The 20,017-nt window shown below is 35.7% G+C and carries 10 protein-coding genes; 4 read left to right on the top strand and 6 right to left on the bottom strand.

What is annotated here, in order from left to right; translation table 11 throughout:
* The 3 genes from ACFQ1K_RS00535 (at position 1) to ACFQ1K_RS00525 (ending at position 14,471) form a co-directional block, all read left to right on the top strand.
* A complete protein-coding gene (locus tag ACFQ1K_RS00535) occupies positions 1 to 1,728 on the top strand; it encodes a hypothetical protein (protein ID WP_320556158.1) in 1,728 nt (575 codons plus the stop codon).
* 1,227 nt (positions 1,729 to 2,955) lie between these two features.
* Positions 2,956 to 7,671 carry a M14 family zinc carboxypeptidase gene (locus tag ACFQ1K_RS00530; protein WP_320556157.1) on the top strand — a complete coding sequence of 1,572 codons (4,716 nt, stop codon included), beginning with the start codon at positions 2,956 to 2,958 and terminating at the stop codon, positions 7,669 to 7,671.
* 191 nt (positions 7,672 to 7,862) lie between these two features.
* Positions 7,863 to 14,471, top strand: coding sequence for a LamG-like jellyroll fold domain-containing protein (locus ACFQ1K_RS00525; protein WP_320556156.1), 6,609 nt, complete (start codon positions 7,863 to 7,865; stop codon positions 14,469 to 14,471).
* 81 nt (positions 14,472 to 14,552) lie between these two features.
* Here the strand turns inward: ACFQ1K_RS00525 and hisS are convergent, their stop codons facing one another.
* Positions 14,553 to 15,923: a histidine--tRNA ligase gene (gene hisS / locus ACFQ1K_RS00520; protein WP_320556155.1), complete on the bottom strand. Its 1,371-nt coding sequence runs from the start codon at positions 15,921 to 15,923 to the stop codon at positions 14,553 to 14,555.
* Positions 15,924 to 16,054: 131 nt separating this feature from the next.
* Here hisS and ACFQ1K_RS00515 point away from each other — a divergent pair, with 131 nt between their 5' ends.
* Entirely contained in the window at positions 16,055 to 17,296 is a 1,242-nt protein-coding gene (locus tag ACFQ1K_RS00515) for an ABC transporter permease (protein WP_320556154.1), read from the top strand.
* Positions 17,297 to 17,372: 76 nt separating this feature from the next.
* Here ACFQ1K_RS00515 and ACFQ1K_RS00510 read toward each other — a convergent pair whose 3' ends face one another.
* The 5 genes from ACFQ1K_RS00510 to rpsF form a co-directional block, all read right to left on the bottom strand.
* The gene (locus ACFQ1K_RS00510; protein WP_320556153.1) at positions 17,373 to 17,846 is read right to left on the bottom strand and encodes a DUF6495 family protein; all 474 of its coding nucleotides are present in this window, start codon (positions 17,844 to 17,846) and stop codon (positions 17,373 to 17,375) included.
* A gap of 5 nt (positions 17,847 to 17,851) precedes the next feature.
* Positions 17,852 to 18,724, bottom strand: coding sequence for a glycerophosphodiester phosphodiesterase family protein (locus ACFQ1K_RS00505; RefSeq protein WP_320556152.1), 873 nt, complete (start codon positions 18,722 to 18,724; stop codon positions 17,852 to 17,854).
* A gap of 117 nt (positions 18,725 to 18,841) precedes the next feature.
* Entirely contained in the window at positions 18,842 to 19,303 is a 462-nt protein-coding gene (rplI, locus tag ACFQ1K_RS00500) for a 50S ribosomal protein L9 (RefSeq protein ID WP_320556151.1), read from the bottom strand.
* 12 nt (positions 19,304 to 19,315) lie between these two features.
* Entirely contained in the window at positions 19,316 to 19,615 is a 300-nt protein-coding gene (gene rpsR / locus ACFQ1K_RS00495) for a 30S ribosomal protein S18 (protein WP_320556168.1), read from the bottom strand.
* Entirely contained in the window at positions 19,615 to 19,953 is a 339-nt protein-coding gene (rpsF, locus tag ACFQ1K_RS00490) for a 30S ribosomal protein S6 (protein ID WP_320556150.1), read from the bottom strand. The genes rpsR and rpsF overlap by 1 nt, the downstream gene beginning before the upstream one ends.
* Positions 19,954 to 20,017: the final 64 nt, after the last annotated feature.

Raw genomic sequence — 20,017 nt, 5'->3', positions numbered from 1 at the left:
ATGAAAAACATAACCATTACGAGCATAATCCTTTTATTTTTAATAAATATAAATTATACATTTTCCCAAACGAAAAACAACACTATTGAAAGTCCATTAGAATATATTCATCACAGAAACGAAGCGATAAACTTAGTTAAGGATGAAAAATGGCAAGAATCCATTGAAGTCTTAAAAAATCTAACTTCTGAATATCAAAATGACGCTGATTTATTTTATTTATTAGGACTCTCCTATTATCAAGTTGAAAAGTATCAAAGCGCCATTTCTGCACTAAAAGAAACCCTTGATCTTGGTGGAACTATTTTAAGAGGAATACCAACAGGTTCAGCACCTTCAAATGATATAATGATTAAAATTGCCAAAGCCTATGCTGAAGATGGAGATAAGGAGAATGCGTTGTTATGGCTGCAAAAAGGTTTTGCATCTCGTTATGACGAAAAACCGTTTTTAAAAGGTGATCCTGCTTTTAAAAATTTCAATACAGATGACGAATTTTTAGCCCTATTTGGGAATGATAATCAAACAAAAATTACAAGAGAAGAAACCTGGGTTAAAGATATTTCATATTTAGAAAAAAGAATTAATGAGTTGCATTATAGTCCTAATCACTCCATTTCAAAAACAGAATTATCAAAAGAATTTCAAAATTTAAAAACAAAAATAGCAACATTAAATGATGAACAAATAGTTGTAGAATTAATGAAAATTGTTGGTAGTTTGGGAAATGGCCACAATTTAATTATTCCAACATCCCCAAAAAAAGGTGCCTTAAAAAAGCTTCCCGTTCAGTTTTATCAGTTTAATGATGGATTATTCATAGTTGATGCTGAGATAGGCTTTGAAAAATGGATTGGTCATGAAGTTGAATCTATTGAAAATACAAGTACTGAGGAAGCAATACAAAAAACAAATACCATAAATGCGAGGGATAATGATATGCAAACACTTTGGTTAGGTCCATATTATTTAGGACTACCAGATGTTTTAAAAGGTTTAGGAATTGTTGAGAATGCCAATCAAGTTACAATTACGTTAAAAGACAGAAATGGAAAGTCTCAAAAAGTAACAATGAATCCGGTATCTTGGAACTTTTCCGGCTTTCCAAAAATGCCAAAATTAAAAGACAGTGAACAACCATTATTCTTGTCGAAAACAGAAGACCCATATTGGTATAAATTGTTTCCAGAAAATAATAGTATCTATATTCAGTTTAATGTAGTAACACAAAAGAAAACCCAATCTTTAGAAGATTTTAACATCGAATTACGTAGACAGACATCTAAAAATAACGTACAACATTTAATTTTAGATTTGAGACATAATCACGGAGGAAATGGTTCTATATTGCCGCCAATGTTAAAGACCATTATCAATTTTGAAGTTATGAATCCAGATGGAAAAGTTTTTGTATTAATGGGACGAGAGACTTATTCTGCAGCCCAAAACTTGTTAACAGAAATCACAAAATATACTAATGCAATTCTTGTTGGCGAACCCAGTGGTTCAAAACCAAATCATATAGGAGAAGCAGGATGGTTTAAGTTGCCATATTCAGGATTAATGGGACTTATTTCGACTCAGTTTCATCAAACATCAAAAGCAGAGGACAATCGTAAATGGATTGCTCCTCATATTCCAGTAAATGTATCATCAACCGATTATTTTAATGGAATTGACAAGGCTTTGAATATTATAATTGACATAATAAAGTCTGATAAAAACTAACCACAACAACGTGTATAGCTCATTGCGGCTGAATTCCTAATCGGAATTCATTGCAATTTGCTATCTTTCAGGTACGGCGGTAAAATCTCGCGGATTTCCCGTAACGAGCCATACACAAGACCGTTAGAGCACATTCAGCTGAAGCTGAAAAATGGATGCCGCAAAAGACGAAAAATGTTGGAAAGATTAAACGGAATTCAATAATGAAGTGGAAAAACTGACCAAATTAAGTCCAGCGGAATTACTGTCGCGATATAAAATGCTGATTGGGGAATTGAACGACGCTGATAAAGATTATTATTTGGAATGGCAATATGAATTGAACTATGATTTGTAGACGAGACAAAAAATTCAAAAAGTCATTGACCACAAACTGATTTCCAATAATATTCTTTTTAAAAGAATTTAAGGAGCAAATCGAGAAAATGGATTCGGAATTGAAAAAGTATATTATGAATTCTCACCGAAATGACTGGTGGAATAATATTGAATTCAAATTTGATCGGTAATAAAAGCCAGCGTACAACAAAGAACTGAGTAAAAACCAAGTTTTTATGGTGTAATCTTAACTCAATCATTTGTTCTTTCTGATTAATCCCCTAAAATTAATAGATTGTGATTTTAAGTTGTGTAAATGAATTCACATTATCTGTTTTAAAATTTTATTATATCTTTTGGATATAATTAATAATCTGAAAGTTTAAACTGCATACGATTCTGCATACGATTTTATAAATTAAGCGCTCGAAACCCCTATTAATAGGGTATTGAAAATAGAGACCATGAGTTCATAACCCGGAGGTCTCGAGTTCAAATCTCGATCTCGCTACAATAGTAAAAGCTTGATACATCTGTATCAGGCTTTTTTATTTGAGATAAAAATTTCTGTTGAAGATAGTCGATAAGACGCACTTTAGATTATGACTATATAGCTACTATTTAAAACCTAAAAGTGTCGAAAATAAAAAAATACCTAAACTTAATCCCTACTTCAAACTTTCATCAATGTAGATTTTTAAACTTCTAATTTTGGCTGTAAACATTTATGAATAAAACGTACAATAATATTCTTTAACTAATATATTCACTCTACTATAATTTGGTTAGTTCTTAGGTTTTATTTTTTATACAAAAATGCATTTCATCGATTTTTTTTGCGTTTTATAGATATTATTAGAATAAAATGATATATTAGCCACCTAATAAAATTCATTAAACCCCCAACTAATGAGAAAAATTACCTACTTGGCTGCAATATTTATTTTAATATTGCAGAACTCTTTTTCACAAGAAAACCATTCAAGAATCAACATTTTAAATCCCTCTCAAGAGACATTAAACCTCTTGGCAGAAGAAGGTATAGATCTTAGATGCGGTGTAACTCACGGCGAAAATAGTCTTACCTTAGATGTATCAGCTTATGACATAAACATGCTTCAACAATTAGGAGTAACCTATTCAGTTGAAATAGATGATCTAGAAACCTATCAAAGGGTTAGAGCTGAAAATGACTTGCCAAATGCTCAAATACTTTTAAACATTGAGAAATCACGCACATTAGCGCAAAGAAACGCACAATTTGAGTTAAGAGGTTCTATTTCAGAAACCTTATTAGATAACTACTTACAATATGGTGAGCTTAACGAGAAGGATTGGTTAACACCAACTGAATTTAATCTTGGTTCAATGGGCGGATGTTTAACCTTAAGTGAAATGGAAGCTGAGCTGGATGATATGAGAACATATTCTGTAAATAACGGACTAAATATTGTTTCAGTAAAGCAAGACGCTTCATCAACGGGACAAACAACTTGGGGAAATCCATCTGGTACAATTACAAATAATGGCCTTACCTATACTGGTATTGGTGGTACTCGTTGGAATCCCAATACCATTTACTATGTAAGAATCACAGGTAATGAATCCTCAACACCTGAGGGTACCAAACCTCAAATGCTCTTTACTTCAATGATACACGCACGTGAAGTAAGTGCTTTGATGAACAACATTTACTTTATGTGGTACATAATTGAAAACTACAATACGGATCCTGCAATAAAAAACTTAGTTGATAATAACGAACTCTATTTTGTTCCTGTAGTGAATCCTGACGGTCTGCGTTGGAATCAGCATCTAAGCGCTACTGGTGGTGGAATGCAACGTAAAAATTTAAGACCTGGTGCTGGTGGCACTTCAAACACCTCATCAAACAGAGGGGTCGACCTAAATAGAAACTTTGATTACTTCTGGGGGTCTGCCGGTACTGGCTCATCAGGTACATCTACCAGTGACTCCTACAGAGGACCTAGCGCAGCTTCTGAGCCAGAAACACAAATCATGGTAGACTTCATATTAAGCAGAAACTTTAAAACAGCGATCTGGAACCATACATTTGCCAACTCAATTCCTCATCCTTATGGCGGTAATCCGTCTTTTGTTTCAGGTAGGGAGGATGAAATGCACAGATGGCACGAAGATATGACAAAGTATAATAGATATGTGTCAGGAGCAACAATATTTACACCTGCAAATGGAATTGCAGACGACTGGATGGTCGGTGGTAGTGCGGATGGTAACGGATCAATAGGTTCCGGTCAAAATATTTTAGCCACTACACCCGAACATGGTGGTGAAGGATTTTGGCCTCCCCCAAGCAGTATAGTACCAATAGCAAAACGCTCTATACGTATCTCATTAATGGGAGCTTATCATGGTGGTAAATATGCCAAGTTTCAAGACTTAACTCAAAGCGATATTAGTAGCACATCAGCTAACTTAGATTTTGCTATAGAAAGAATTGGTCAAACAGCTAGTAACTTTACGCTGACGGTAACACCCATATCGTCTAATATTACGAATATCACATCCCCCTCAACTCAAACAGGAATGTCTATTTTAGAACAACGTAATGTATCCGCAGCAATTACCCTTGACCCTAGTATTCAGCCAAACGATAAGATTGAATATAAAATTCAGCTATCAAATGATGATGGTATCTTTTATGAAGCTAATTTGGAAAAATATTATCAACCATCCGTTTTGTTTTTCCACGATGCTGATACGGATGGGCTAACAGGCTGGACAAATTCCGGTTGGAGTAATTCATCAGCTGATGCATACTCTGGATCTAATGCCCTAAGAACTGGTAATGCTGTTCCATATGCCAATAACACAACCAAAACATTAACCACTTCTAGTACTTACAATTTTTCCGGTTCGTCTGAAGTCTTAATTCAATTTTACTCAAAATGGGATGTGGAACGTAATTTTGACTTGGTAGAATTTCAAGCATCAACAAACGGAACTACATGGGTTACACTAAATGGTAAGTACTCAAAACCAAAATCTTCATCTAATACAAATGACCATAATGCTAAAGGTGCTTCAGATGAAGCTTTCCAGGGCAACAATAGCTCTGGTCATATTTATGATGGTGACCGCATGGATAACTGGGTTATGGAAGAAGTAGTCATCAATGGTTCAGAAAATAGTGCGATTTTTGAAGCCCCGAGTGTAAGGTTTAGATTTAGAATGCGTTCGGATTCTAATCACAGATTCGAAAACTATTCGGCTAACGGTGAAGGATTCTTTTTTGATGATTTTAAAATTATAGGACTTACGATTCCTTGCGAAACTTCCGTACCTACCAATTTAGCCGCCAATACAATTACTGCCTCTAGTGCTGATATTTCATGGGATAATATCCCTTCAGCAACATACGATATAAGATATCGTGAAGTTGGTGCAACCAGTTGGATAGAAATTAATGATTTGGCTACATCTAACTATGTGCTAACTGGATTAAACCCCTTAACGGATTATGAGGTGCAAGTAAGAAGTAAATGTACTTCAACCACTTCAAACTTCTCGCCATCTGTAAGTTTCACAACAACAGATTTGACTTACTGCAATGCATCAGGTTCGACTATTGCAGATGAATATATTGGTGGTGTCACATTAAACGGCACTTTAAACAACACCTCAAGCACCACAACTTCAGGGTACTCAGACTTTACTGGCTCTTACATTTTTGAGCCTATCCAAATTGGTAGTAGTGGCAATAGTATCTCTATATCTAAATTTTGGACTGGTCCGCAGTATAATGAGGCTGTATCTGTTTGGATTGATTTTAATAGGGATGGCGATTTTAATGATTCAGGTGAAAAAGTATTTGAGAGCGGTGCAAGCCAAGTTACACCAGTAAGTGGCACTTTCTCAATTCCAATTGCAGCTAGTGGAGGAAATACCAGAATGAGAGTAATATTAACTTATTTTAGTACAGCTGGAACTATACAAAATGACCCTTGCGCTACTTTTCAATATGGTGAAGTAGAAGACTATGATTTATATCTATACGAAGGTCTTTTGTATACTAATTCTACCTGGTATCCAAACCCGCCATCAGATTTAACAGGTGCGGAAAATGCAACAATATTAGATGGTGTATTCAGCACCACCAATGATATAGCCGTAAACAATCTTACTGTTGCTTCGGGCTCAACATTTAATGTTAGCAAAGAAAACACATTGATTGTTAATGGAAATATTTCCAACAATGGTGATTTTGTCATGCATTCTGATTCTAATGAATACGCAAGCTTACTTTTAAGTGGAAGTGCGTCGGATAATTTGAAATATAATCGTCATGTTAATTCTGTAGCTAATAGAAACGACTTAATTGCACCACCATTTAGTGGAGAGAGTTTTATTGATTTTAGAACTAACAACTCCAATATTGTCGCCAATACTGGTGGAACGCTTTATTTATTTGGTCCTTTTGATAAGTCAACTAGTGACTATTTAACCTACGCATCATCAGAAGTAAGTACGATCGTAGCTGGAAAAGGCTACAGAACTGCATCAACAGATAATGGAACATTTACTTTCACAGGTTCCGCAACTTCAGGAAACTTAAATGTACCGATACAAAAAACAGGAACTGCTTTTGAAATTTGGAACTTAGTAGGTAACCCATACCCTTCTTACATAAGTTTGGATGATTTCTTATCAGCCAATTTATTGGAGCTAGATTCACAAAGTGCTGCTATATATGGATACGACGCCGATAATTCTAATGGAAGTTATTGGACGATATTAAATTTAGCATATGCAGCTGCAAACCCCAACACTATCATTGCACCAGGACAAGGTTTCTTTGTATCGTCAAAAGATGGTGGCGGAACTATTAGCTTTACACCATCTATGAGAAGATCTGGATCTTCTGATGACTTTATTGCAGGTAGAAACAGTAATAATGCCATAGAATTCGGAACGATTTTATTAAGTTCTCAAAGCAAAACATTTAGTACAGATGTCTATTTTACCAATAACGCAACCCTAGGTCTTGATATCGGTTACGATGCAAGTCATTTTGATGGTGCACCTGCAGACTTTGCTATTTATTCAGAATTAGTAAATGATAACACTGGTATGGACATGGCTATTCAAGCTATCAGTTTTGACGATGTTAATAGCGCTACAATTGTTCCATTAGGGGTAAATGCTAATCAGGGAGAACAGGTGACAATCAGTTTAAATAATACCAATACCAACATTGATATTTATCTAGAAGACGTTGTAACTAACACATTTACACTATTAAATACTTCTGATTATACCTTTACTCCAACTTCAAATATTTCAAGTATTGGGAGATTCTACCTAAGGTTTGGTACCCCATCATTATCCAATAATGAATCGAATCTTGACGTATTACAAGTTTACAGTGACCACAGCAATAAAGAGATTGTGATTAAAGGCTGGTTGACTTCGGATACACAAGTATCACTATTTGATATGCAAGGAAGACAGATGCTTAATGACAAATTGGAAACTGGAAGTACTATAAACACATTGAGTACAGTAAACTTTAGCACAGGTGTTTACTTAGTAACTATTTCAGATAATACTTCAAGTATTTCAAGAAAAGTAATTATAAAATAAACATTTTAAACTAAAAAATGTTAAAGCCGAAGATAACTCTTCGGCTTTTTTTGGTAAAAAACAATCGTAAATACTCTATTTTGTACAATAATACTTACAATTAGTGCATTTCATCGAATATTTTTGCTTTTTATGGAATTTTAGGATATGTTTGTCACATAATTTTAGTCCCAAACTAAACTTAACCGCTTATGAAAACTTTTACTTTAACCTTAAAAGGTCATGTACTTACACTATGCTTACTAATGTTGACTGCATTAGTATCTGCACAAGATTTTAATGTACAGCATATTCAAGATGACATAGGAAATACTGGTGGAACAAACACAAGTTTTACTGCCGTATCATCAACTAATAGTGCTTTTGCTATAGCTAACAACAATAGAAAAGTCTCTGCAGGGCCAAATACTTCAACAACAAATTTTAATGCAAACGATCTCTCAGGCGCTAGAGTATTAACCAATACCAATACACTGACGTATTACAGGCAAGCAGGTTCTAATGCTGCAAATATGAGATTTAATACTTCTATTTGGGAGTATATTGGTGCGCCAGGTGGTAATAATGAGATGATAGTGAGAGGTAGATATGCTGTAAACCTCAATGGAACAACTAACAGTGTAACACAAGCCTTATCAGGCATTAGTAACGCAAATGATTGTATCCCGTTTATCACAGGTATTGTAACCAGTAAAAGTTCTGCTGGTGCTGATTCTGGGACTGCCATTGCATATTTAGAGAATGCAACTACTCTCAGAGTACAGAAAGGGACTAACGCCAATAATGTCACCGTTTATGTCACAGTTGTAGAATTTACAGGCAGTAATTGGACGGTTTTACATGGCGATTCGGGTTCTACAGGTTCTATTACAGGTAGTATTACCTTAAGAAACAACTCTGACGGGACAGGAACAGCTACTAATGTGAGTGCTTGGAATCAAGCCGTAATCTTTAGCCATCACCGTGGAGATACTACCGACGGAGCAAATCAAGCTATAGAAGATAACTGGCCAGTAATGGATCCTGGATCAAACAATCAAACAGTAGATTGGACGTTTTCTGGAACTTACGGCTCTAATGGAACAAACCGACATTTTGTTCATGTGTTGACCAATCCAAATCTGAACGTTACTAGATTTCAAAACACTTCAAATACTCAAGGCGAAACAACAATTAATATTGCTTCCGCGGGTCTATCTAGCATTAATGAAGCATTTATTGTAGGGTCGTCAACAAGTACTGGTAGCGGTACAGCTTATGGTAGAGGCTGGAGGAACTACTATTTAAATTCAACAACTCAAGCTGCTCATTGGTCTCATAGAAACAATAATGCATTATCGCACGAGATTCAAATTGTTGACTTATCAGCCCTAACTGCTGCACCAAGCTATTGTACTTCCAATGGTAACACAACATACCAAACTGGTGTTACTAACGTAACTTTTGAGTCTATTAACAACTCTGATGGTCCAGCAAAGGACAGTGCTTATGAAGATTTTACAGCAACACATATTGCTAATGTCACCCAAGGTGGTACTGAAACACTTAGTGTAAGTGTAAACACTGATGGTAATTACACAATACACGCATATGCTTGGATAGATTGGAACCAAGATTATGACTTTAATGATCCAGGCGAGTCTTACGACTTAGGTACGGCTGTAAATGTTGCAAGTGGAACGACTTCGTTATCTCCTCTCACAATTAATATTCCAGCAGGAGCTACAATCGGAACGACACGAATGAGAGTATCAGCAAAATATAATTCTGACCCAACAAGTTGTGAAACTGGTTTTGATGGGGAAGTTGAGGATTATGGAATAACTGTGAGCGGCGCATCTCCCCAACAAGAAATAAATATTACAGGTAATTCTAATGACATCATTGATGGTGATACAACACCACAATTTGCAGATGGCACCGACTTTGGCAATGTTGATATTGCTGGAGGCACTAGAGCAAATACATTTACCATTGAAAATTTAGGAGGTATAAATACATTAAACTTAACAGGCTCATCACCTTACGTTGCCATTTCTGGTGCTCATGCAGCAGATTTCTCAGTGACTACAATTCCATCGAATGCTATTTCTGCTGGAAGCAGTACAAGTTTCACCATTACTTTTAATCCTAGTGCAGTTGGCCTTAGAACGGCAACTTTAACAATAGCTAACAACGACTCAGATGAAAATCCTTACAACTTTAACATACAAGGAAATGGTATAATACCACCTCCATGTGGATCTACAGTATTGCATACAGCCAATTTTGAATCTGGACTAGATGGTTGGACTTCTGGTGGTGTTGATGCTAGCAGAGTGAATAACGCTACATGGTCTTATGGAGGTAGCTACAGCTTGCGCGTTAGAGATGATGACCCTACCGGATCGGCATCATCTTTTGATTCACCAGCGTTCGATTTATCAAATTATGACAAAGTAGATTTTAAATTCTTCTTTGCACCAAACAGTATGGAATCTACTTACAGTGGCTCAACTAAGTCCACGTTTGAAGATTTTATGATTGAATATAGTGATGATAATGGTGCTTCTTGGACAACTGTTCAAGCTTATGAAAGTGGTCAGATTGTCTATAAAAATGCTGATTTTGAAACGTCATCATCTCCTATATTTTACGGTAGAATTGTAACGCTAAAAAGTTCTGATTATTCATTCCCTGCAGCTACGACATCTCGTTTTAGAATCCGTTGTGATGCCAGTGCAGATGATGATGAAGTTTATATAGATAATGTAACCATTACAGGGGTGAGTTATTGCACACCAACTGAAGGACCAGGTGGGGTAACAAGTAATTTAGACCTTTGGCTTAAAGCTGATATGGTAGATGGAATTAATGAAAATTCTGATGGTTCTTTAGTTTCAGAGTGGTATGATAATGGCAAGGGAAATCACGCTTCTGCAATGGTCAGTGGGTTGAGTCCATATTATAGAAATAATACAACTCGTAATTTTAATTTTAATCCAGTAATAGATTTCGAGAATGATAACAATACAGCAAATAGGGATTTAACATATATTATAAATGATGGCAGCAGACATGAGCTAACTGGTACAGGTGGATTTAACAGTACCGATATGTTTGTGGTAATTGTACCTGACCCTACAATTACAACTTCAATGATACCATTGGATACATTTACAAGTTCTGATCCTACTGTGCCAAACATACAGACTGAGGATGTTACTGGTTTTGGTTATGGTGCATTCACAAATAGACTTGCTGGAGAATATTTTACATATTGCATTGGTGTAACAAGTGGTACTTCTGGCGGACCTGGCTATGGTAAAGCAGATGCAACTGGCACTAATAATTACAACAAAATAGGTATCATAAACATTAGAGATAATGCTACAGTTACTGAAATAGATATGTTTTTAAATGGTAACTCAATAGGTAACATCTCTAACGATATACCGGACTTTTCATCTATAACCAATACTAAGTATTGGTTAGGAAGAAGTCAATACTGGAACGGTAGTTTTGACGGTCGTATTGCTGAGGTTATCACCTATTCAGCCACAAATAATGACGGAGATTTAACACAAGCTAGAAATAGAATTCAATCTTATTTAGCTATAAAATATGGTATTACCTTAGGTGTTAATGGTACCTCACAAGATTACGTTAACAGTGATGGAACCGTGATTTGGGACCAATCTGCTAATTCAGGGTACAACTACGATATTGCCGGTATAGGAAGAGATGACGTATCCGAGTTAAACCAAAAGCAATCTAGAAGTGTTAATGATGCTACTGATGGTACAGGTAGAATTGAAGGTGTCATAACAATGGGATTGACGGACATATACGATACCAACTCAGAAAACAAAAATCTTAATCCAACATCCTTTGGTGATAAAGAATTTTTAATGTGGGGTAGTAACGGTGCTGATCTTAATCTCGCAGCATCAACAATCACCGTTAATATGAGCGCCGGTATTTCACCTGCATTAACAACAAATGTTTCGTTTACAGCTATGCAACGTATCTGGAAAGTTGTAGAAAGTGGAGGAGACATACCAAGAGTTAAAGTTAGAATACCACAAAATGCTATAAGAAATATATCACCTCCCGGTAGTTACTATATGTTTATATCTAGCACTGGTGTTTTTGACCCTACTGCAGATTATAGAGTTATGACACCTGACGGTAATGGCAACCTCGAGACCGAATACGATTTTGATGGTATAAAGTATATCACATTTGGTTATGCCCCTCAGGTTGAAGTTGTACGCTCAGTATATTTTGATGGTACTGTGGACTATATTGATATGGAAAACACTCTAGACTTAGATCCCACTGGATTTACAATTTCTGCTTGGATAAAGCGTGATGCAGCCGATAGTGGCACTAAATCTATCGTATCAAAAAGACCAACCCTTTTTAACCAAGGTTTTGATTTCAGAATATCTGACACAAACAGAATTCAAATTTATTGGGTTAATGGTGACGGTACCCAAACTTTGATTTCAAATATTAGTATCCCAGATGATGAATGGCATCATGTCGCTGTAATTTATGACGGAAGTACTGCTTATCTTTATATAGACGGTGTTCTAAATAGAAGTGCGAATAGAACTCCACCTGTTGCTACCACAGACTCGTTCTTAATTGCTGCAGCTGGCAAAGGCACTATTACACAGAATTTCCAAGGGAATATTGATGAAGTACGTATTTGGAATACAGCTCTAACAGAAGATCAGTTAAGATTCGTCATGAATCAGGAAATAGAAGACAATGCTGGTCAGGTCATGGGTAAGGTGTTACCTACTTCTATTACTAAACATGATATTGATGCCGTACCATGGAGTGATTTGGCCGGTTACTATCCAATGTCTGTATATACTTATACAAATACAGATGATGCTTCAGGAAATGGTAACCAAGGGGCCTTAAGAAATCTGGATACTGTTGATAGACAAACGGCGCCACTACCCTATGAGTCAACACAAGACGGTGATTGGGACACTAATTCTACCTGGACCAATGGAAACCTACAATATATGCCAGGTACGACCTCTATTGTTGATCCTTCAATAACGGTAGATTGGAATATAGTTAGAATTAGCCATAACATTACTATGGACAATGGTGCTTTACCTTCTGGCAACAATGATAACAGAAAAGTTTTAGGACTTTATGTAGATGCCAATGAGCTTACTTTAGACGGTGACAATGCTTCAAATGCAGGCAATGGCCTTACTGTTTCTCACTATCTCAGTTTAACAGGTAAAATTGACTTAGAAGGAGAATCCCAGTTAATACAAGAACAAGGTAGTGACTTATTAGTTGCTGTTAACGGAGAGCTCGAAAAAGACCAACAAGGTACAGCAGATACCTTTACCTATAATTATTGGTCTTCGCCAGTTGGCGAAATCGATACGGCTACAAATAATTATCGTTACACCGTGCAAGATGTCATGTTTGATGGCATCAATCCTGTAAACTTCTCAGGTTCTGGTTACAATGGTGCAGCGACAAACCCAATACGTATTGCGGATTACTGGATTTGGAAATTTGCCAACTTAACAAGTGACGATTATTCGGCATGGCAACATGTAAGACGTACTGGAACGATTTACGCGGGTGAAGGCTTTACAATGAAAGGCCCAGATACTGGTGGAATTTTAGATGATCAAAATTATGTGTTCCTAGGGAAACCAAATAATGGGGATATTACCTTAACGATTAATAATGGTAACGATTATTTAGTGGGTAACCCTTATGCTTCTGCATTGGATGCTGACGAATTTATTCTAGATAATCCAAATACTACTGGAGCCCTACAGTTCTGGGAACATTGGGGAGGTGGTTCACACATTCTTCAAGAATACCAAGGTGGTTATGCTGTTTATAACCTTTCAGGTGGTGTACCAGCACCAGCACCAGATCCAGATGTAGCTCAGGTCGGTGTAGGAACCAAAACACCTGGCAGATATGTGCCTGTGAGTCAAGGATTCTTTGTTACTGGGATTAGCAATGGAAATATCAACTTCGAAAATGATCAACGTGCATTTGCTAAAGAAGGTGGAACTGCTTCTGTATTCATGAGAACAACTGGTACTAACAACCAAGAAGAAGAGATAGATGATAGAATGAAATTTAGAATTGGCTATAGAGCAAGTAATACCATGCATTTACAGAGAGAACTTTTATTAACCATTGATGAAAGTGCGACTGAAGGTGTCGATTGGGCATTTGATGCTCACCTAAATGAAGACCAGACTGATGATTTCTTCTGGATGATCGGAGATGAAAAATTCATTATTCAGGCTAATGATAATGCTAGTCTTACCACTGTTTACCCATTAGGTGTTAAAACAAGTAACGATGGTATTAGCAAATTCACAATAAATGCTTTAGAAAATGTTCCTAACGATATTAACATTTATCTACACGACAAAACACTTAACCTATACCATGATTTGAGAGTAAGTGATTATGAAATTTTCTTAACGGAGGGTGAATACTTAGATCGTTTTGAAATTACATTTGCTACAGAATCTCAGTTATTGGGCATAGACGATGAAGAAAATAACACCTTAGATGTATTATATTCTAATGACAAAGAAAAAATCATATTAATAAATCCTAACCTTATAGACGTAAGATCTATAGAACTATTTAATATGCTAGGACAATCAGTCCAAAAAATTGAAAATATTTCAGAGAGCGGTTACTCTGAATATGATGTTAAGAATTTAAGTACTGGAACTTATGTTATTAAGTTATATACTGTAAGCGGTTCAGTATCGACTAAAAAAGTTTTAGTTAAGTAATTTTTGCCCCAAATCTTAAATCTTAACCACGAAAAAGCCCTGAGTAATTCAGGGCTTTTTCATTTGATATTGATATTGTTCTTATTTCAAAGAAGATAATAGCTCTTCAAGCTTTAATTTCTGTTGCTCACCCGTTTTCATATATTTAAGGGTATACATACCAGAATTTAGTTCCTCTTCTCCCACTAACACGACGTAAGGTATATTTCGACGATTGGCATGTGTCATTTGCTTTTTCATTTTTGCATCATCTGGATATAATTCAGCTTTAACCCCATGCTCTCGCAATTTTGTCACCGCTTCTAAACAAGTCAAAGCTTCTTTCTCTCCAAAATTAATGAAGAGTACCTTGGTAGCATCAGCAATAGTTTTAGGGAATAAATTAAGTTCTTCTAAAACCAAATAAATACGATCTAAACCAAAACTTATACCTACTCCACTGGTATCTGGTTTTCCAAATATGCTGGTAAGATCATCATAACGACCACCACCTCCAATTGAGCTCATTTTTACGCCTTCTGGTGCAGCAACTTCAAAAATGGCACCAGTGTAATAATTAAGTCCTCTGGCTAAGGTAACATCTAGTTGAAGTGTTGCCGTTTTAAGGCCAAGATTGGTAATAGCAGCATCTATAAACTCTAATTCTTCTATTCCTTTTAGTCCAACTTTAGACGTATTTAAAATTGATTTTAAACTTTTTACTTGAGTTCCAAAATCACCTCGTAATGAAAATAATGGTTGCAGTTTAGATATACCGTCTTCTGAAATCCCTTTACCGCGCATTTCTTCTTTAACCTTCTCCTCTCCTATTTTATCGAGCTTATCTAAAGCAACGGTAAAATCTATCAATTTGTCTTGTGCGCCAATAACTTCTGCAATACCGGACAAAATTTTACGGTTGTTTATTTTGATAGTCACTCCTTTTAAGTCGAGAGCCGTAAACACGGCATCGTACAATTGTACAAACTCAACCTCTTGAAACAATGATGTTGAACCTACGACATCCGCATCACATTGGTAAAACTCTCTGAAACGTCCTTTTTGCGGACGGTCTGCCCGCCATACAGGTTGTATCTGATAACGCTTAAACGGAAACTCTATCTCATTTTGATGTTGTACCACATAACGTGCAAAAGGGACAGTAAGATCATAACGAAGGGCCTTTTCTGAAATTTTTGGTGTAATTCTTGTTTCAGACTTTGAATCATAATCTTCGTTAGAAATTTTCTTTAAATAATCCCCTGAATTTAAAATCTTAAAAATCAAGCGATCCCCTTCATCACCATATTTTCCCATTAAGGTTTCTGAGTTTTCAAAACTTGGTGTTTCAATAGGTTGAAATCCGTATAACTCAAATTGCTCTTTTATCACATTCATGATATAAGAACGTTTTGCAACCTCTAGGGCATTAAAATCTCTGGTACCTTTTGGAATACTTGGTTTTTGCGCCATGTTATCGTTTAATTTGTCACAAAAATATTATAATTTTTAGAGGCAAACCCAAGTAATTTTAAATTTATAGTAACTTTATGCTGTTTGGGGCGTCTTATGGTTTTATAACCCAACTAACTTTAAACACAACTATGTTTTCATTAGCTAGAGAGAATGTAAAAATAGCTTTTGGCTCAATAAAAAGCCAGTTACTACGTACCATATTAACGGTTTTAATCATCGCCATTGGTATTATGGCCTTGGTTGGTATTTTAAGTGGCGTATCGGCTTTAGAAAACACCATTTCCAGTAATTTTTCGTCTATGGGTGCCAATACCTTTAATTTTCAACGTTACGAGTTTAGGGCACAACGCCAAAGCAGTAGAGAGCGTCAAAAGGTCAATCCTGTTATTAGCTATAGAAATGTAAAAGATTTTATTGATACGTATAACTATCCCTTTACAAAAGTCGCGGTTTCATTTTACGGTTCTTCTGCATCCGAAGTAAAATACGAGAATAAAAAAACCGATCCTGAAGTTGCTGTTATTGGTTCAAACGAACATTATATTGAAAATTCAGGTTTGGAAATAGAAAACGGTCGGTCATTGAATTTTGCTGATGTAGAAAACAACAATGCCGTTTGTGTTATTGGTAGCGACTTACAAAAAGCCTTGTTCCCTGAGGAAAATCCTATTGACAAAACCATTAGTATAAGAGGTTCTAAATTTAAAGTCATTGGGGTTTTAAAAGAAAAGGGGTCTACCTTTGGTAATAATCAGGATTTAAGAGTGATTATGCCTATTCAGAAGGCAAGATCTATTTTCACCAATCCAAACATCAATTATACTTTAAGTGTTAAAGTAGACAAAACCGACATGCTAGAAGGCGCTCAGGACGATGCCATAATTACCTTTAGAAATGCCAGAGGATTGAGCCCTATAGAGGAAAATAATTTTGGTATAGAACGTAGTGAGGATCTTATTAACCGTGTAGCAGAAAATACGAATGCACTTTATGTGGCGGCATGGATAATCAGCATCATTACTATTTTTGGTTCTACTATTGCATTGATGAATATCATGCTGGTTTCTGTGAGTGAGCGTACACGTGAAATCGGTGTTCGTAAAGCCTTAGGAGCCAAGCGCAGTACCATTGCATTTCAGTTTTTTATGGAAACTATCATTATTGGCCAACTTGGCGGAATTTTAGGTATTGTATTGGGAATTCTCATTGGTTGGGGAGTTGCTTCTGGATTTCAACTCGAGTTTTCTACCCCTTGGGTGGCCATGATTTGGGCTACAAGCATTGCCTTTATTGTAGCAATTATATCTGGATTATATCCCGCAACAAAAGCTGCTAAACTAGACCCTATTGAGTCTTTGAGATATGAGTAAACTTCTGTAAACGCAGTATTTGATCTACTTTATAATAAAGCCCTTGATTCTGAAACTAGTTTAGAACACCAATAATCTAACCTTTAATCAACTTTTCAAAATACTGAAATAATTCACCTTTGGTAATATTAGCACCTTGTTGAATTAATTTGAATATATCTTGATGCTTGTCGTCTGAATACTCCTTTTTCGCATTAAAAAACTCGATATCGTCCGACAATAAATTATCTCTTAGCCACTGAAATCCTTCTTTTGTTGTTAAATCAGCTTTCTCAGCTTTTAACTTAAGGGCTATTAAATGCATGTCTTTTTCTCGACACTTAAACAAATGAATCTGGTCTGATGAAATATGCTCTAAGTACTCTACTTTACTCAATACACCATACCAGACCAAATCACTGAATACATCCAACTCCTGCTCTGCCGCCTCAGGCTTATTTTTTTTAATGTCTTCCCATTCTTCTGCTGTGATAGATTGTGTTGCTAAAAAGTTAATAAATTCCTGATGTAACTCTTCAAACTGTTCTTTTGTTAATCTTGCGTATTTCATGATGGCTATTTTTTTATGGCACTATAAACTTCAAATGGTCTGTCTGTAGCAATAATATTTACACCCATTGCCAACCACTGAGCATATAAATAGTCTCCTCTCGCTTCTGCCTGTCTATCCAGGTTGCCCAGTGTCCCTAACATGCAAACTATATTTTCATTCTGAAGTCTTTGATATAATGATGTATCAGACAATCGCGTTCCTGTAAAAGCTAACATATTTCTAGTTGGGATTTCTGAAGCTAAAAGCCTCTTAAGTTCTTGATCATTTCTGGCAGAAACAGATAAAAGGAGTTCTGGTGCCAGAGCATAAGCCGATTTAGCTTGTTCTAGGTCATATGTAATGATGACGCAGATATTTTCTGCTTTAGCCTCTTTAATCGCATCTATAACCTTTTTTTGACTTACAGAACGCTTGATATCTACCGTTAAAATAACGTTATGGGCTTTGCACCAATTCAACACATCTATAAACAAAGGAATTTTATACTTGGTTTTATTCCCATAATCGTCTACCAGAACATATTGATTTAGGGACTTATACGTATGACTTTTTAATAAACCAGACCCTGTTGTTGTTCTGTCAATAGAATTATCATGCATTAAAACCAACTGACCATCTTTGGTTTGCGCAACGTCAATTTCAAAAATTGCCGTTATACTATCGTTGATATATCTGATGGTTTCCAAACAGTTTTCGGGATAGTATTTTAATCCTTTTCCTCCCCTATGTACACTGATATTTGGATAATCTGAACTTGAAGCTCTAAACACCTCAATGAGTCTCGATTTTGATCCAGCTGTTTGTTGGTTGACCTTAGAATCCCTACAGGCAACAAAACCAACTATAATTATGAAGAGCAGAAAAAAACGTTTCATCAACTATAACATTTTAAAAAAAACTTATTACTATTGGTAAAATTCTTCTAATAAAGATTTTGAATAAAAAAACCGTTTAGACAACTAAACGGTTTTAATAATGTTATTCTATGTCGATTAAGCTTCAGCAATAACTTCAAAGGTGAAATCTACTGTAACTTCTCTGTGTAAACGGATAACAGCTTCGTACTGACCTAATCGTTTGATGTTACCACCATTGATAGAAATGTATTTCTTATCAACTTCGTGACCTTCATTTCTTAACGCTTCTGCTAAGTCCATATTGGTAATAGAGCCAAATAACTTGTCCCCTGCTGTAGCACCAGTACCAGCTTTTGCAGTGATTTTAATTTCTAAGGCTTTTAAAGCTTCAGCTGTCTTTTCAGCATCTGCTATAATCGATTTTTCTTTAAATGCACGTTGCTTTAAAGTCTCAGCTAATACTTTTTTAGCCGAAGGAGTAGCCATTACAGCATGTCCTTGTGGAATTAAATAATTTCTACCATAACCGTTCTTAACCGTTACAATATCGTCTTTAAATCCTAAATTTTCAACGTCTTGTTTTAATATAAGTTCCATTGTTATGATATTTTATTTTAATAAATCCGCAACATATGGCATTAAAGCTAAGTGTCTAGCTCTCTTTACGGCCACAGATACTTTTCTTTGGTACTTTAAAGAAGTTCCCGTTAAACGTCTTGGTAACAATTTACCTTGTTCGTTTACAAAACTCAATAAAAAATCTGGATCCTTATAATCTATGTATTTGATACCAGACTTTTTAAAACGACAATACTTTTTCGTTTTTTGTGTCTCTATATTTAAAGGAGTAAGATATCTAATCTCACTGTCTTTTTTTCCTTTGGCTTGTTGTTCTATTGATGACATAATTAAGCTTTTTGTTTGTTTCTTTGTCTTCTTTTCTCAGCCCAAGCAATTGCGTGCTTGTCTAATTTTACAGTTAAATAACGCATAAAACGCTCATCACGTCTAAACTCTAACTCTAAAGGTTCAATAACTTCACCAGCTACCTGGTATTCAAATAAGTGATAAAAACCACTCTTTTTGTTTTGGATTGGATAGGCTAATTTTTTTAAGCCCCAATCTTCTTTGGCAATCATCTTAGCACCTTTATCAGTTAAGAAATCTTCATACTTCTTTACTGTTTCCTTTATCTGGTCTTCAGATAAAACGGGATTTAAAATGAAAACAGTTTCATAATGATTCATAATAATACTAAATTTGTTTATTGTTAAAACGGCTGCAAAAATAAACAATATTTCTAATTTTGGC

The sequence above is a fragment of the Winogradskyella aquimaris genome (genome assembly GCF_042676105.1).
Lineage (GTDB): Bacteria > Bacteroidota > Bacteroidia > Flavobacteriales > Flavobacteriaceae > Winogradskyella > Winogradskyella aquimaris.
This window is presented reverse-complemented; position numbering and strand designations above follow the sequence as displayed.

Coding starts and splice junctions, on each gene's coding strand:
- hisS (WP_320556155.1), bottom strand. CDS start 15,923: ATGGCGCAAAAACCAAGTATTCCAAAAGGTACCAGAGATTTTAATGCC.
- ACFQ1K_RS00525 (WP_320556156.1), top strand. CDS start 7,863: ATGAAAACTTTTACTTTAACCTTAAAAGGTCATGTACTTACACTATGC.
- ACFQ1K_RS00530 (WP_320556157.1), top strand. CDS start 2,956: ATGAGAAAAATTACCTACTTGGCTGCAATATTTATTTTAATATTGCAG.
- rpsF (WP_320556150.1), bottom strand. CDS start 19,953: ATGAATCATTATGAAACTGTTTTCATTTTAAATCCCGTTTTATCTGAA.
- ACFQ1K_RS00510 (WP_320556153.1), bottom strand. CDS start 17,846: ATGAAATACGCAAGATTAACAAAAGAACAGTTTGAAGAGTTACATCAG.
- rplI (WP_320556151.1), bottom strand. CDS start 19,303: ATGGAACTTATATTAAAACAAGACGTTGAAAATTTAGGATTTAAAGAC.
- ACFQ1K_RS00515 (WP_320556154.1), top strand. CDS start 16,055: ATGTTTTCATTAGCTAGAGAGAATGTAAAAATAGCTTTTGGCTCAATA.
- ACFQ1K_RS00535 (WP_320556158.1), top strand. CDS start 1: ATGAAAAACATAACCATTACGAGCATAATCCTTTTATTTTTAATAAAT.
- ACFQ1K_RS00505 (WP_320556152.1), bottom strand. CDS start 18,724: ATGAAACGTTTTTTTCTGCTCTTCATAATTATAGTTGGTTTTGTTGCC.